Source organism: Streptomyces sp. NBC_01476 (genome assembly GCF_036227265.1).
Classification (GTDB): Bacteria; Actinomycetota; Actinomycetes; order Streptomycetales; family Streptomycetaceae; genus Actinacidiphila.
In genome coordinates this window covers 8,162,900-8,177,787 of the sequence record NZ_CP109446.1, presented here as the reverse complement: position 1 = coordinate 8,177,787, position 14,888 = coordinate 8,162,900, and the positions used below count along the sequence as shown (strand labels likewise).

The following is a 14,888-nucleotide window of genomic DNA, read 5'->3' as shown; positions in this document are numbered from 1 at the left end:
CCGGGTTCACCGGTTTTCCCGGCCGCGGGAATTCCCCTTCCCCGCACGTCATCGGTTGGGCGCCGCCGTCCGGTTCGCCGCTGCCCGTACCCATCCCCCCAGGAGACACCCCTCATGGCCTCTCGTGCACCTGGCCACCGGCGTCGTAAACCCCGGCACCCCGCGGTGGTCACCGGAGCCTCGATCCTCGGTATCGCGGCGCTCACCCTCACCGGGATCCAGGCGATGGCCTCGACGTCGGCACCGCGCTCCGCGACGACCAGTGTCTCCACCGCCTCCCAGCTCAAGGCCGCGCTGGCCGCGGCGAAGCCCGGCAGCACCATCAAGCTGGCCAACGGCACCTACGCAGGGCAGTTCAAGATCACCGCCGACGGCACCGCCGCGGCCCCGATCACCCTGTCCGGCGGCGCCGGCGCGGTACTGACCTCCTCCGGGGGCAACGGCTACGGCCTGTGGCTGAACGGCGCTCCGTACTGGAATCTCACCGGCTTCACCGTGGACAACGCGAAGAAGGGCATCGTCATGGATGCCTCGCCGCACACGACCATCGACACGGTGACGGTGCACCACATCAATGACGAGGGCGTGCATTTCCGCTCCGGCAGTTCCTACGGGGTGATCCGGAACTCCACCATCCATGACACCGGCACCACCCAGCCCTCCTACGGGGAGGGTGTCTACATCGGCTCGGCCAACAGCAACTGGGGCCAGTTCGCCGGGCCGACCGGTGTCGACGCCTCCGACCATGTCCAGGTGATCGACAACCGGATCGGCCCGCACGTCGCCGCCGAGGGCATCGACATCAAGGAAGGCACCAAGGGCGGCACGGTCAGCGGCAACACCCTCGACGGCACCGGTGAGCAGAACAAGAACTCCGGCGACTCGACCATCGACGTCAAGGGGGACGGCTACCGCATCGCCGGCAACACCGTCAGCCACCCGCACACCGACGGCTTCCAGGTCCACAATGCCTACGCCTCGTACGGCTGCGGCAACAGTTTCACCGGCAACGCCTTCACCCTCGGCGGCGCCCCCGGCTACGGCATCAGTGTCACCGACAACAGCCACTGCGCCGCGAAGAACACCGTGGCCGCGTCCAACACCTCCACCGGCGGCAAGGGCCTGACCAACGTCGGCACCACCAGGGCCCCGGCCACTCCGGCGCCGACCGCCACCACGGCGACCCCCAAGCCGACCCCCAAGCCGACCAGGCCGGCCACCTCCGCCCCGCCGAGCCCGACGGCGACCGCGACCGCGACGCGGCCCGGGCCCACGGCCTCGGCCGGCGCCGCGGCCGGCCTCACCGACCCCCGCAAGAAGGAGATCGCGATGGAGCTGGTCAGCTCCGCCGAGAACTCCTCGCTCGACTGGAAGGCCCAGTACCGGTACATCGAGGACATCGGCGACGGCCGCGGCTACACCGCCGGCATCATCGGCTTCTGCTCCGGCACCGGTGACATGCTCGAACTCGTCCAGGCGTACACCGCCACCGAACCCGGCAACGTCCTGGCGAAGTACCTGCCGGCACTGAAGAAGGTCAATGGCACGGACTCCCACGCGGGCCTCGGCACCGCCTTCGTCAACGACTGGAAGACCGCCGCCAAGGACACCGTCTTCCAGGCCGCGCAGAACAGCGAACGGGACCGGGTCTACTTCAATCCGGCCGTCCAGCAGGCGAAGGCGGACGGTCTGCGGGCGCTGGGCCAGTTCATCTACTACGACGCCATCGTGATGCACGGCCCCGGCGACGACCCGGTGAGCTTCGGCGGCATCCGCAAGACCGCCATGAAGAAGGCCAGGACCCCGGCCCAGGGCGGCAACGAGACCACCTACCTCAACGCCTTCCTCGACGCCCGCAAGGCCGCGATGCGCACGGAGGCGGCCCACGACGACACCAGCAGGGTGGACACCGAACAGCGGGTCTTCCTGCAGGCCGGCAATCTGGACCTCGACCCGCCGCTGAGCTGGAAGACGTACGGCGACAGCTACAGCATCAAGAGCTGACCGCGCTCCGGTCCCGGCCGCCGCTCACACGGGGGGCGGCGGGCGGGACCGGTTCTTGTCACTCGTCCGACTGGCAGTCCACGGAATCGGCCGCCGGCCCCGGGTCGACAGCCGGGGCGCTGAAGGGGTCGTTGGCCGGCACCGGCGCTCCCGATCCCGACGTGGGTGCGGCCTGTTCCGGATCGGAGAAGAGCGAAGTATCCAAGGATTTCCCCCAGGGTGCGGTGAGTGGCGATCTGTCGGATGCCCCGGTGAGCCGGCCGGCATGCGCGAGCGGGCCCGGCGATTTCCGGGCTGCCGTCTGCGACATCCTGCACCAGACGGTACGCCCCCGCAGGCCGGGAACCGCGCGCCGGGCTGCTTACGGTGTTGCGCGGGGCCCCTCCGCCGGGCTTGCCGGCGTCTCACCCGAGCAGTGGGCCCGGATGCGCCGACGCCTTCGCCCAGGCCCGGCGGGCGATCAGCGGACTGATCTCCGACCGGGCCGCGAGCAGAGCACCGAACCGAACCGAACCGAACCGAACCGATGGTGCGAGGTCAGCGCAGCGGCAGGCTTTCGAGGGTGAAGACCGGGCTGGTCTGCGGATCGCCGTAAAGGAAGGTGTCCATCTGGGAGTTGGTCACCAGCAGCTGGTGTCCGCTGACGGCGACGCCGGTGGTCGTGTCGGCCCCGGGGTAGGTGCGGGTGGAGACGACGGCGGCCCGGGTGGCGTCGCCGGACAGCCGTACGGCGTCGACCTCGTTGTTCACGGACCGGGCGACGTACAGGGTGTTCCCTCGCCGTGCTATCCCGTCGGCGCTGGCCAGGGCCGGTGCGGCGATCTTGCGGATCTCGCCGGTGGCGAGGGTGAGCCGGTAGAGCGCGCCGCTGTACCAGTAGCCGATGATCAGCGACCTGCCGTCGGGGGTGGTGACGATGCCGTTGCCGTTGGACTGGCCGGCCACGTAGTCCGGCAGGCGGTAGGCCACCTGCAGGGTCCGGTGGGCGCCGGTGGCGGGGGCGTTCACCTCGGCGGCCGGGATCCGGTAGACGACGGCGCGGAAGGAGTCGGTGATGTAGACGTCCCCGTCGGGGGTGACGGTCTCGTCGTTGACGAGGGTCGACTCGCCCGTGTCAGGGACGGTGTAGGAGGAAACGAGCTTCCCGGTGTTCGTGTAGACGAAGAAGCGCCCGGTGAAGGCGCCGGCGACCAGCAGGCGGTTGCCGGTGGTCTTGATCCCGGTGGCCTGGGTACGGCCGTCCTGGCCGCCCGGCAGGAAGGGGTCGAGTGTCGTCGCCCCGGGGCGCCCGCGGTAGACGGTGCCGTCGGCGATGCTGGCGGTGTAGACGTAGTGGCGGTCGGCCGCGACGCTCTCGGGGAAGGCCCGGCTGCCGTTGACCGTGATCGTGTGGCTGTTGCCCCCGTGGTCCTGGGCGGGCGCGGCGGCGGCGGGAAGCGCGGAAGCCGCCAGGGCGGCGGAGGTCGCGGTGAGGGTGAGGAGCGTGCGCCGCCAAGGGGCGTGCGCGGTGGTGCGGGTGGACATCGTGAAGGACCTTTCCCCGGGTGACCGGGAGGGACGTGGGCAGGTGGGAAGAGCGGGTCGGTGGGCGGCGGCCTGTCAGCGCAGCGCGTCGGCGAGCGCGTCGGCGATCGCGTCGGCCAGGGACGTGGTCGGCCGTCCGATCAGGCGCCGCAGGTCGCCGGAGCCGGTGAACAGCTCGCCGCGGCCCAGGCCGAGGTCGGCGTCGGCGAGGACATGCGCCAGCTCGGCGGGCAGGCCCGCGCCGGTCAGCGCCTCGGCGAGCTTCTCCGCCGGCAGATCGGTGTAGGTGATCTGCTTCCCGGTGGCGGCGGAGACCGTCGCGGCGAGCTCGGCCAGGGTGAACGCCTGGTCGCCGCCCAGCTCGTACACCGCGCCGGCATGGCCCTCGGTGGTCAGCACGACCGCGGCGGCGTCGGCGTAGTCGGCGCGGGTCGCGGCGCTGACCCTTCCCTCGCCCGCGGCCCCGACGACAGCGCCGTGCTGGAGGAACAGGGGCAGCTGGGCGGTGTAGTTCTCCAGGTACCAGCTGTTGCGCAGCATCACGCTGGGGACCGTGCGCTGCCGCAGGTACTCCTCCGTGGCGCGGTGGGTGGCGGCGAGGACCGTGGTGGCCGTGTCCGCGTGCGACATGCTCGTGTACACCACCAGTGACACGCCTGCCGCCACCGCGGCGTCGATGGCGCGGCGGTGGTTGGCGACCCGCTCGTCCACGGTCGTGGTCGAGATCAGCAGCAGCTTGTCCGCGCCCTCGAAGGCCGCCGCGAGACTGTCCGGGTCCGCGAAGTCGGCCCGGCGTACCACGACGCCGCGGTCGGCGAGATCCTTGGTCCTGGTGATGTCCCTGCTGGTCGCGACGACGTCCGAGGCCGGCACTCCGCGCGCCAGCAGTGCTTCGACGGTGAGCCTGCCCAGTTGGCCGGAGGCTCCGGTGACGACGACTGACATGAGATCGCCCCTTCCTGCCGCGGACCTCCCGCGGCACGAAACCCAGGGTGACCTGGTCACTCTCTTTTGGTAAGGAGCCACTTCGCGGTAAGGTGGCAACCCCGGAGAAAGTATCGAGGTGAGCAGTGTGGCGACCGCCGAGGATGTGATCGAGCCCATACCGTCATGGGACCCGTACGCGCGCGGCTGCCCGTCGCGTGACGTGCTCGACCAGATCGGCAGCAAGTGGGCGGTTCTCGTGCTGGGCGAACTCGGCAAGCACGGAGCGTGCCGGTTCACCCGACTGCGGCAGCGGCTGGCGGGAGTGAGCGAGAAGATGCTCACCCAGACGCTGCGCACCCTCGAACGCGACGGACTGGTCCTGCGGACGGTGTACCCGGAGGTGCCGACCCGCGTGGAGTACGAGTTGACCCCGCTCGGCCAGACGCTGCGCGGTCCCCTGAGGGCGCTCACGGACTGGTCGGTCCAGTACATCGAGGAAGTCCTCGCCGCCCGCGAGGAGTACGACGGCCGCACCACGGGACGTTAGTACGGCAACGGTCGATCGCGGGTGTGAAGTCCCTGATCAGCGTCAGCGTGAACATCCCGGCGATGGGTGAAATCGCCGACCAGCAGCGCCAGTTCCGGGGCCGGCAGGCCGGCCGCGCGGTCGGACATCGCTCCCTTGATCATGACGAGATCGCAGGCCGCCACCGCGGAAATCGCCGCCCTACCAGGGCCGCCCCGCCTCGAAATACAGTGGTCGGAGCGACTACGGGAGGGGCCAGGATGATTACCGAGCCGGAAATGGCGGGAGAGCCGGAGGGGTCGCAAGCGCCGGGTGAGGTGGTGACCATGGAGCCCGGGCAGCCGTACACCTGGCCGTGGCCCTGGGTGCTGGGCACCGCGGTGGTGACCTCCGCGATATGGGGGCTGACGCTCCAGTCCACCGGCTACGGCCATGCCTCGGCCCCCGATCTGCACGGCTACCGGCTCGCCGGCTCCCCTTGCGCCGGCTACAACCTCAAACCGCTCACCGACGCCTTCCGGACCAGCAGGTTCTTCGCGAGCCCGGCGGACATCAGGACCGGGTCCGCGCTCAGCCAGGCGCAGTGCGTCATCACGGCGGAGGCGCCGGTGCGGGACCACTGGAAGAACTCCTACACGGTCACGGTGACCGTCGAACTGCACAAGAAGACCGATCCCACCGCGGAGTTCGAGGACCGCAACCGGCCGAACGGACCCAACCTCGACTCGTCCGTGCTCGTTCCCGGCACCGACGAGACCGATCAGGTCTTCCCGGTGGACCACCTCGGCGACGAGGCGTATCTGCTGACCGGGAACGCCCAGGAGCAGGCGCTGACGGTCCGGCACGGCGGGGCCGTCTTCACCATCGATCTCGCCGCCACCGAGCAGTGGACCGGCGACGACATCCCCTCGGACGCCTATGGCTACCCGCAGCAGATGCCCAGCCTCGACCGGTTCCACCCGGCGTTGACCGAAGGGATGCGGCGCCTCATGGGCGCGCTGTCGCCCTGACCGCCGGGCGCGGCGGCGACGGATGCGGCGACGGCGACGGCGACGGATGCGGGCCCAACGGGGCCCGCATCCGGGGCCGGGTCAGCCGGCCAGCACCCGCTGCGCGGTCGCGAAGGCGGAGTTGGCGGCGGGGACACCGCAGTAGACGGCCGACTGGAGGAGGACTTCCTTGATCTCGTCGGGGGTGAGGCCGTTGCGGAGCGCGGCTTCGATGTGGAGGGCGAGTTCGGTCTGGTGGCCGTGGGCGACCAGCGCGGTGAGGGTGATGCAGCTGCGGGTGCGGCGGTCGAGGCCCGGGCGGGTCCAGATCTCCCCCCAGGCGTAGCGGGTGATGAAGTCCTGGAAGTCGGCGGTGAATGCGGTGGTGCGCTCGACCGACCGGTCGACGTGGGCGTCGCCGAGGACGGCCCGGCGGACGGCGGTTCCCGCGGCGGCGGTGGGGGTGAAGTGGCCCTGGAGAGCGGTGAGTACGGCGTCGGGCTGTTCGACCGGGGCGAGATGGGCGGCGCCGGGGAGTTCCAGCAGGGTCGACTCCGCGATGCCGTCGGCGAGTTGGCGGGAGTGCGCGGGCGGCGTTGCGGGGTCCTGGCGGCCGGCCAGGACGAGGGTCGGGGCGGTGATCGCGGTGAGTTCGCCGCGCAGGTCGTACGCCGCCAGGGCGTCGCAGCAGGCGCTGTAGCCGGCCGGGTCGGCGGCACGGAGGTCGGCGATCATGGTCACGGCGGCCTGGTGTGCGGCGAAGGCCGGCGTGAACCAGCGTCCGGCGGTAGCCTCCGCGACGGCCTGCGTTCCTTTGCCCCGGACCAGAGCCGCGCGCTCCTGCCACCCGGCCGGATCCCCGAAGCGGGCCGAGGAGCAGACCACGGCGAGCGAGGTGACCCGGTCCGGGTGGTGGACCGCGAGGTGGAGTCCCACGGCGCCGCCGAGCGAGATGCCGGCGTAGGCGAAGCGTTCGACGCCGAGGTGGTCGGCGAGCGCCAGGACCAGCGCGGCCAGGTCGGCGACGGTGGCGCCCTCGGTGACCAGGGACGCGGGCGAACGGCCGTGGCCGGGAAGGTCCCAGCGCAGGACCTGGTGGCGGCGGGCGAGGGCGGGGACCTGGGCGTCCCAGACGGCGAGTGAGGTGCCGAGCGACGGGCCGAGGACGAGGACCGGCGCCTGAGCGGAGCCGTCGGTGCGGTAGTGCGGGATGGGGGTCACGGGTTCTTCCTCCGGACGGGCATGGCGCGGTGGAGCGCCCGGTCGACGAGGGCGGCGGCCGAGCCCACGTAGGCGGCGGGGTCGGTGAGTTCGCGCAGGCGGTCGGCGGGCGGCCAGTCCCGCAGGCCCGGTTCCGAGCGCAGGGCGGCCGACAGGGTCACGCCCTCCTCCACGACGCGGCGGGTGGCGCGGTCGAGCAGTGCGCGGGCCTGGGCCCGGCCGAGCCGGGCGCCGAGTTCGGCGGCGAGCCGTTCACTGGCCACCAATCCCTTGGTGCGGTGCAGGTTGTCGAGCATGCGTCCGGGGACCACCCGCAGGTCCGCGGTGAGTTCGGCGGCGTCACGGGCCGCGCCCCCGGCCAGTCGGAGGAGTTGGCGCAAGGCCGGCCATTCGGCGTGCCAGGCGCCGGCCGGGCGTTCGTCCTCCGCGACGACCGACCCGAGCAGCACGGCGGCCGGCGCGGGGGCCTGGCGGGCCGCCACGGCGATCAGGGTGGCGCGGACCGGGTTGCTCTTGTGCGGCATGGCGGAGGAGCCGCCGCCGGTGCCTTCGGCGAGTTCGCCTGTCTCGGTACGCGACAGCAGCAGGACGTCCGCCGCCGGTTTGCCGAGCGCGGTGACGGTGAAGGCGAGGGCGCTGCCGAGGTCGGCGACCGGTGTGCGCAGCGTGTGCCAGGGGAGGCCGGCGGCGGCGAGGCCGAGTACGCGCGCGTACTCCGTCATCAGCGCGGGGCCGCTGCCGGGTGAGCCGGGCGGTGCTTCGAAGGCGGCCAGTGTGCCCGCGGCGCCGCCGAGTTGGGCGGGCGGACGCAGGGCGGCGAGGCGGTCGGCGGCGTCCAGGACCAGGCTGCGCCAGCCGGCCGCTTTGAGGCCGAAGGTGGTGGGTACGGCGTGCTGGGTGAGGGTGCGGCCGGGCATCGGGGTGTCGCGGTGCTCGGCCGCGAGGCCGGCCAGCGCCGCGGCGGTACGGTCCAGGTCGTCCAGGATCAGCGGCAGGGTACGGGCGGCGACGAGCATGGCGGCCGTGTCCACGATGTCCTGGCTGGTCGCGCCGCGGTGCACATACGGCGCGGCGTCGGCGGGCACGGCGGCGGTGAGGTCGGCGACCAACGGGATCACCGGGTTGCCCCCGGACCGGGCGCGTAGCGCCAGGCTCCGTACGTCGAACCGCTCGGCGCGGGCCGCCGCGGCGACGGCGACGGCCGCGGACACCGGGGCATGGCCCAGCGCGGCCTGGGCACGGACCAGCGCGGTCTCGGCGTCGAGCATCGCCTGCAGGAAGGCGAGGTCCCCGGTGACGGCCTCCACGGCCGCCCCCACCTGCCCGGGCGTCAACAGGCCGACGTCGCCGACGACGTCCGCGGCACCGACCGGAGGCGCCCCGGCGCCCGCCGCCGGGCCTCGCGCCGCCCCGACCGCGTACGGCTCGGACACACCGGGCACCTCCTCGGCCTCCGGCACCCCGCCGCCCCGCGCCGGATCAGCACCCGGGTGAACCTCCGGGCCCGTGCCCAGGTCGGTGTCCGGGTCAACGTCAAGGCCGACGCTCGGGCCCGTGTCCAGGCCGACGTCCCGGTGAACGTCCGGCCCCGTGTCCTCACCAGGCTGCTCGCCAACATCAGGGCCAACGTCCGGGCCGGGCGTGCCGGGGCCCGCGGCGGTGGGCGCCGCCGGGCCGGCCGCCCGAGGGGCGTTCCGGCGGCGGGCGGCCGGGTCAGTGGAGGACATCGCGGAAGTCCAGGAAGACCGTCTCCCCCGGCCCCTGGAGGCGGATGTCGAAGCGGTAGGTGCCGGGGGTCTCCTCGGCCGCGAGGAGCGTCGCCCGGCGCTCCGGCGGCAGGACGGTCAGCAGCGGATCGTCCGCGGTGTGCTCGCCGGGGAGGTAGATCCGGGTGAAGAGGTGGTCGAGCAGGCCGCGGGCGAAGACGCAGACGCTCAGGTATGGCACACCGCCCGGCGGCAGGGTCCGTACCGCCCAGTGGCCGTCCGCGTCCGTGGCGATCCGGCCGAACCCGGTGAAGGTCACCCCGTCGCGGCCGGCGAAGCCCCCGGTGACCTGATCGCGCCGCATGGAACCGGGGACGCCGGTGCGTCCGCCGCCGGGAGCGGGCTGCCAGATCTCCAGCAGGGCGTCGGGTATCGCGTCGCCCGCGCCGTCCCTGACGTGACCGTGGACGGTGATCGCCGACGGGTCGCCCACCGGGGCGATGTCGCCGCCGCCGGGGAACGGCAGCGCGTAGCCGTAGAAGGGGCCGACGGTCTGCGAGGGGGTGGGGAGGAGTGAACTCATCAGCGGCCTTCTTCGATCCAGGTGGCGGCCGGGCCGTCGAGGACGATGTCCCAGCGGTAGCCGAGCGTGAACTCGGGGACGGACAGGTCATGGTTGTAGGTGGCGACCAGGCGGTCCCGGGCGGCGGTGTCGGTGACGGAGTGCAGGATCGGGTCGTAGGGGAAGAGCGGGTCGCCGGGGAAGTACATCTGGGTGACCAGGCGCTGGCTGAAGGCGGTGCCGAAGAGGGAGAAGTGGATGTGCGCGGGGCGCCAGGCGTTGGTGTGGTTCCGCCAGGGGTAAGCGCCCGGCTTGATCGTGGTGAAGGTGTAGCCGCCCCGCGCGTCGGTGAGGCAGCGGCCGACGCCGGTGAAGTTGGGGTCGAGCGGCGCCGGGTGCTGGTCGCGCTGGTGGGCGTAGCGGCCGGACGCGTTGGCCTGCCAGATCTCGACGAGCTGTCCGGCGACGGGCCGCCCCGCGCGGTCCCGTACGGCACCGGTGACGGTGATCCGCTCGCCGAGGGGTTCGCCGTGGTGCCGGCGGGTGAGGTCGGCGTCGAGCTCGGTGACGTCGGTGACCCCGAAGGCGGGGCCGGTCAGCTCGACCGCCTCCGGGTCGGTGACGGGGACGAGCGGCTGCCGGGGGTGGCGCAGCACACTGCTGCGGTAGGGGGCGTAGGAGCGGGCCGGGTGGTGGCGTACGGCGCCGGCCGCGCTGTAGGCCGCGGCTTCCCGGTCCATCTCGCGGGAGATGTGCTGCTGGGTGGGGAGGGTGGTCATGGTCGCGGGTCACCTTTCCAGGACAAGTGCCAGTCCCTGGCCGACGCCGATGCACAGGGCGGCCAGGCCGGTTCCGGAGCCGGCGGCGGCGAGTTGGTGCGCGACGGCTCCGGTGATGCGGGCGCCGGAGGCGCCGAGCGGGTGGCCGATGGCGATGGCGCCGCCGCGCGGGTTGACCACGGCCGGGTCGAGTTCCGGCCACCCGGCCAGGCAGCCCAGCGCCTGGGCGGCGAATGCCTCGTTGAGTTCGAAGGTGGTGAGGTCGTCGAAGCCGCGGCCGGCCCTGGCGAGGGCGGTGCGGACCGCTTCGACCGGGGCGAGGCCGAAGTACTGCGGTTCGATGGCGGCCACTGCCGAGGCGCCGATCCTGGCCAGCGGTTCACGGCCGACCGCCTTGAGTCCTTCGGCGTCGGCCAGGAGCAGTGCGCTCGCGCCGTCGTTGAGCGGGGAGGAGTTGCCCGCGGTGACGGTGCCGTCCGGGCGGAAGGCGGGCTTCAGCCCGGCCAGGGCTTCCCGTGAGGCGTTGTCGCGGATCGTCTCGTCGCGGGTGAGAGCCGCGCCGGGCACCGGGACGACCTCGCGGTCGTACGCGCCGGCCGCCCACGCGGCGGTGGCCTTGCGGTGACTGGCCAGCGCGAAGGCGTCCTGGTCGTCGCGGCTGATGCCGTGCTCGGCTGCGATGAGTTCGGCGCTCTCGCCGAGGGCGATCGTCCACTCCTCGGGCATCTGGGGGTTGACCATCCGCCAGCCGAGGGTGGTGGAGTGGAGCTGCTGGTGTCCGGCGGGGAAGGCCCGTTCGGGCTTGGGCAGCACCCAGGGGGCGCGGGTCATGGACTCGACGCCGCCGGCGACGGCGATGGACACATCGCCGAGGGCGACGGCCCGGTATGCCTGGATCACCGCCTCCATGCCGGAGCCGCAGAGGCGGTTGACGGTGACGCCGGGCACCGTGACCGGAAGTCCCGCCAGCAGCACGGCCATCCGGGCGACGTCGCGGTTCTCCTCCCCGGCGCCGTTGGCGTTGCCGAAGAAGACGTCGCCGATCCGCGCCGGGTCGAGTTCCGGGGTGCGCTCGACGAGGGCGCGCAGGACATGGGCCGCGAGGTCGTCGGGGCGTACGGAGGCGAGCGCGCCGCCGTACTTGCCCACCGGGGTGCGGACGGCGTCCACGATGAAGACGTCGCGGGGGTGTTCGGTCATGGTGGAACTCCTGGGGAACGGGCGGGTCAGCGGGCCGGGGCGCCGGCGGTCCGGACGGGTGCCGCGGTCCGCCGCCGGATCTCCTGGAGGGTGACGCCGGGGGCGGTCTCGATGAGCGTGAACCCGTCCGGTGACGGGTCGAGGACGCCGAGGTCGGTGATGACGCGGTGCACGCAGGCGATCCCGGTGAGCGGCAGGGAGCAGGCGGTGACCAGTTTCGGTGCGCCGTCGCGGGCGGTGTGCTCGGTCAGTGCGATCACCCGGGCGGCGCCGTGCACCAGGTCCATGGCGCCGCCCATGCCTTTGATCATCTTGCCGGGGATCATCCAGTTGGCGAGGTCGCCGGTCGCCGAGACCTGCATGGCGCCGAGGACGGCGATGTCGATGTGGCCGCCGCGGATCATGCCGAAGGAGAGCGAGGAGTCGAAGAAGGCAGCGCCGTCCAGTACGGTGACGGTCTCCTTCCCGGCGTTGATGAGGTCCGGGTCGACGGCGTCGTCGGTGGGGTAAGGCCCCACGCCGAGCAGCCCGTTCTCGGAGTGCAGGACGACGTCCACGCCCGGCGGCAGGAAGCTGGGGACCAGCGTGGGCAGGCCGATGCCGAGGTTGGCGTAGGCGCCGTCCGGCAGTTCGCGGGCGGCTCTGGCCGCCATCTCGTTCCTGGTCCAGCTCATCGCTCCCGCACCGTCCTGCGTTCGATCCCCTTGGCCGCCGCCTGCCGCGGGGTCAGCGCGACCACGCGCTGGACGAACACCCCGGGCAGGTGCACCTGGTCCGGGTCGAGTTCACCGGGTTCCACCAGTTCCTCCACCTCGGCCACGGCGATCCGGCCGGCCATCGCGGCCAGCGGGTTGAAGTTCCGGGCGGCCTTGTTGAAGACGAGGTTCCCGTGGCGGTCGCCCCGGGCCGCGCGCACCAGGGCGAAGTCGGTGGTGATGGCGCGCTCCAGGACGTAGCCGCGGCCGTCGTACTCGCGGACCTCCTTGGGCGGGGAGGCGACCGCGACCGAGCCGTCGGGGGCGTAGCGCCAGGGCAGGCCGCCGTCGGCGACGGGGGTGCCGACACCCGCGGGCGTGAAGAAGGCCGGTATGCCGCAGCCGCCGGCCCGCAGGCGCTCGGCGAGGGTGCCCTGGGGGGTGAGTTCGAGCTCCAGTTCGCCGCCGAGGTAGCGGCGGGCGAACTCCTTGTTGTCACCGACGTAGCTGCCGGTGACCCGGCCGATCCGCCCGGCGGCAAGCAGGACGCCCAGGCCGCCGCCGTCGACGCCGCAGTTGTTGGAGACCACTGCCAGCTCCCGGGAGCCCCGGGCGTACAGCGCCTGGATGAGCACGTCCGGTACGCCGCTGAGGCCGAACCCGCCCACCGCGAGGGAGGCGCCGTCGCCTATGTCCGCCACCGCCGCCTCGGCGGAATCCATCACTTTGTCCATGTACCGACCAGCCCCGCCAGTGGTGTTCGCCTGATGAACTATCCTTCATTATTGTTCGCTCCGGCAGTCTCCGCCGAAGCCGGACCGGTGTCAACGGTGCCGGCGGTTTCAACGGCTGCGCCGTCACCGAAGGCGTCACCAGGTACGGTTCCGTGGCCGTGCCCGAACCGCGAGGGAAGTCGTCATGCCACAGCAGCTGGGGTCCGGGGAACTCGCGGAATCCGCGGACCCCGGGGGGATCGTCGGGCCGCTCGACCGCGGCCTGACCGTGCTGCGCGCCCTGGCCGCCGGGCCCGAGGGCCGGCAGCGCCCCGGTGACCTGGTCCACGCCACCGGTCTGGCCCGCTCCACCGTCGACCGGATCACCACCACCCTGCTCAGCCTCGGCTACCTGCGGGCGGAGGGGCGCGATCTGCTGCTGACGCCCCAGGCGATGACGCTCGGCAGCGGCTATCTGGCCTGCTGCCGGCTGCCCGACGTGCTGGGCCCCTGCGCGGCCGAACTCGCCGACGCGCTGGACGAGTCGGTGTCGCTCGCCGTGCCGGACGGGGACGGCGTCCGCTTCATCACCCAGGTCATCCACCGGCGGGCGATGTCCCTCGCCTTCCGGATCGGCGACCTGCTGCCACCCGAACGCTGCGCTCCCGGGCCGCTCTTCGCGGCCGGCTGGAGCGGCGAGGACGGCCGGCGGTGGCTGGAGCGGCTGCGGGCCGATCCGGGCGGTACCGGGTTTCCCGCGGTGCCCGCGCCGTCCGGCCCGCTCGACGCCGCTGCCGTCGAGCGGCGGTTCCTGGCACGGGTGGCAGCCGCCCGCGAGCAGGGCTGGTCGGTGGACGACCAGCTGATCGAGCCCGGCCTGGTGGCGGTGGCGCTCCCGGTACGGGACGCCTCCGGCACGGCGGTCTGCGCCCTCAGCGTGGTCAGCCACACCAGCCGGCACAGCGCCGCGTCGCTGGCGGATCACGCACTGCCGCACCTGCGCCGCACGGCGGCCCGGATGGAGGCTTCGCTGCGGGACGCCCCGCCCTACGAGAGCAACCGGCCTGCCCGGCCGGCCGACGAAAGCGAGCTGAAAAACCGGCTCGGCGCGGAGTTCCTGCAGTCGCTGGCCCGGGGCCTTGCCGTACTGCGGGCGCTGGGCACCCGGAGCGAGGGCCTGAGCCTGAGCCGGGTCGCGGAGGCCACCGGGCAGCCGCGCGCCACCGCCCGGCGGTCGCTGCTCACCTTGACGCACCTGGGCTATGTCCGCGCCGGGCAGCGGACCTTCACCCTCACCCCGCGGGTGCTGGACCTCGGGTACGCGCCGCTGTCCGGCCTCGGCTTCACCGATGTCGTGCAGCCGCACCTGGCCGCGCTGACCGCGCTCCTCGGCGAGTCCTCCTCCGTCGCCGTGCTCGACGGTGACGACGTACGGTACGTGGCCCGCATGGCGACGGTGCGGATCATGAGCGTGAACATCACTGTCGGCACCCGCTTCCCCGCGTACGCGACCGCCATGGGCCGGGTGCTGCTGGCGGACCTGCCGGCCGCCGGGCGGGCCGCATACCTGGCCCGGGTCCGCCCGCGGCGGCTGACCCGGCACACCCGTACCGGAGCCGCCGAGCTCGCGGCGGCGATCGAGGCCGCGGGGAAGGACGGATTCGCCCTGGTGGACGAGGAGTTGGAGGAGGGCCTGCGGTCGGTCGCGGTGCCCCTGCGCAGCGCTGACGGGCGGGTGGTCGCGGCGCTCAACGTGGCCCAGCACGCGGGCCGGGGCAGCCGGGAGCAGATGCTCGACCGGATCCGGCCGGCCGCCACAGCGGCGGCGGAGCGGATCGCCGCGGACCTGGCAATCGTCGGCGAGCGGCGGGAGCTGACGATCCCCTGACGGTCACCTGCGAGGCGTCCTCGGCCCGCGCGGGGAGGTTGGCCGCGACGTCCTCGGCCCGCGCGGGGAGGTCGGCACAGGTACTCGGGGAGGCCGGCCGAGGTGCCGGAGCGCGTTCGATGCTCCGCCGAGTATGTTCAGTATGTCGAACGCA

General features: G+C 73.0%; 14 protein-coding genes and 1 pseudogene. 5 read left to right on the top strand and 10 right to left on the bottom strand.

What is annotated here, in order from left to right; all coding sequences use genetic code 11:
- Positions 1-114 precede the first annotated feature (114 nt).
- Positions 115-831: pseudogene (locus tag OG552_RS35485) on the top strand (right-handed parallel beta-helix repeat-containing protein); the annotation flags it as partial.
- Positions 832-1,122: 291 nt separating this feature from the next.
- Entirely contained in the window at positions 1,123-2,004 is an 882-nt protein-coding gene (locus OG552_RS35480; RefSeq protein WP_329141367.1) for a chitosanase, read from the top strand.
- A 537-nt stretch (positions 2,005-2,541) separates the two neighbouring features.
- Here OG552_RS35480 and OG552_RS35475 read toward each other — a convergent pair.
- Both OG552_RS35475 and OG552_RS35470 read right to left on the bottom strand, forming a co-directional pair.
- On the bottom strand, positions 2,542-3,528 hold the full coding sequence (locus tag OG552_RS35475) for an SMP-30/gluconolactonase/LRE family protein (protein WP_329140167.1): 987 nt from the start codon (positions 3,526-3,528) through the stop codon (positions 2,542-2,544).
- 75 nt (positions 3,529-3,603) lie between these two features.
- Positions 3,604-4,473: an SDR family oxidoreductase gene (locus OG552_RS35470; protein WP_329140165.1), complete on the bottom strand. Its 870-nt coding sequence runs from the start codon at positions 4,471-4,473 to the stop codon at positions 3,604-3,606.
- A 118-nt stretch (positions 4,474-4,591) separates the two neighbouring features.
- Between OG552_RS35470 and OG552_RS35465 the strand changes: the two genes are divergently transcribed.
- Positions 4,592-5,002, top strand: coding sequence for a winged helix-turn-helix transcriptional regulator (locus OG552_RS35465; protein ID WP_443071117.1), 411 nt, complete (start codon positions 4,592-4,594; stop codon positions 5,000-5,002).
- Here the strand turns inward: OG552_RS35465 and OG552_RS35460 are convergent.
- On the bottom strand, positions 4,999-5,145 hold the full coding sequence (locus OG552_RS35460; protein WP_329140163.1) for a hypothetical protein: 147 nt from the start codon (positions 5,143-5,145) through the stop codon (positions 4,999-5,001). The genes OG552_RS35465 and OG552_RS35460 overlap by 4 nt on opposite strands.
- Positions 5,146-5,307: 162 nt before the next feature.
- On the opposite strand from OG552_RS35460, the gene OG552_RS35455 reads away from it, so the two are divergent.
- Positions 5,308-5,991, top strand: a complete 684-nt coding sequence (locus OG552_RS35455; protein ID WP_329140161.1) for a hypothetical protein — start codon at positions 5,308-5,310, stop codon at positions 5,989-5,991.
- 81 nt (positions 5,992-6,072) lie between these two features.
- On the opposite strand, the gene pcaDC is transcribed toward OG552_RS35455, so the two are convergent.
- The 7 genes from pcaDC to OG552_RS35420 all read right to left on the bottom strand — a co-directional run bounded on the left by pcaDC (position 6,073) and on the right by OG552_RS35420 (position 12,867).
- A complete protein-coding gene (gene pcaDC, locus OG552_RS35450; protein ID WP_329140160.1) occupies positions 6,073-7,191 on the bottom strand; it encodes a bifunctional 3-oxoadipate enol-lactonase/4-carboxymuconolactone decarboxylase PcaDC in 1,119 nt (372 codons plus the stop codon).
- Positions 7,188-8,528 (bottom strand): 3-carboxy-cis,cis-muconate cycloisomerase, encoded by a 1,341-nt coding sequence (gene pcaB / locus OG552_RS35445; protein ID WP_329141363.1) that lies wholly within the window; start codon positions 8,526-8,528, stop codon positions 7,188-7,190. The genes pcaDC and pcaB overlap by 4 nt, the downstream gene beginning before the upstream one ends.
- 376 nt (positions 8,529-8,904) lie before the next feature.
- Positions 8,905-9,480, bottom strand: a complete 576-nt coding sequence (pcaG, locus tag OG552_RS35440) for a protocatechuate 3,4-dioxygenase subunit alpha (RefSeq protein ID WP_329140158.1) — start codon at positions 9,478-9,480, stop codon at positions 8,905-8,907.
- Positions 9,480-10,238, bottom strand: coding sequence for a protocatechuate 3,4-dioxygenase subunit beta (gene pcaH / locus OG552_RS35435; protein WP_443071116.1), 759 nt, complete (start codon positions 10,236-10,238; stop codon positions 9,480-9,482). Before pcaH ends, pcaG begins: the two co-directional genes overlap by 1 nt.
- Before the next feature lie 9 nt (positions 10,239-10,247).
- On the bottom strand, positions 10,248-11,438 hold the full coding sequence (locus tag OG552_RS35430) for a thiolase family protein (protein WP_329140157.1): 1,191 nt from the start codon (positions 11,436-11,438) through the stop codon (positions 10,248-10,250).
- A 26-nt stretch (positions 11,439-11,464) separates the two neighbouring features.
- On the bottom strand, positions 11,465-12,112 hold the full coding sequence (locus tag OG552_RS35425; RefSeq protein ID WP_329140155.1) for a CoA transferase subunit B: 648 nt from the start codon (positions 12,110-12,112) through the stop codon (positions 11,465-11,467).
- Positions 12,109-12,867, bottom strand: coding sequence for a CoA transferase subunit A (locus OG552_RS35420; protein WP_329140153.1), 759 nt, complete (start codon positions 12,865-12,867; stop codon positions 12,109-12,111). The genes OG552_RS35425 and OG552_RS35420 overlap by 4 nt, the downstream gene beginning before the upstream one ends.
- 184 nt (positions 12,868-13,051) lie before the next feature.
- Between OG552_RS35420 and OG552_RS35415 the strand changes: the two genes are divergently transcribed.
- Positions 13,052-14,734, top strand: a complete 1,683-nt coding sequence (locus tag OG552_RS35415; RefSeq protein ID WP_329140151.1) for an IclR family transcriptional regulator domain-containing protein — start codon at positions 13,052-13,054, stop codon at positions 14,732-14,734.
- Positions 14,735-14,888: the final 154 nt, after the last annotated feature.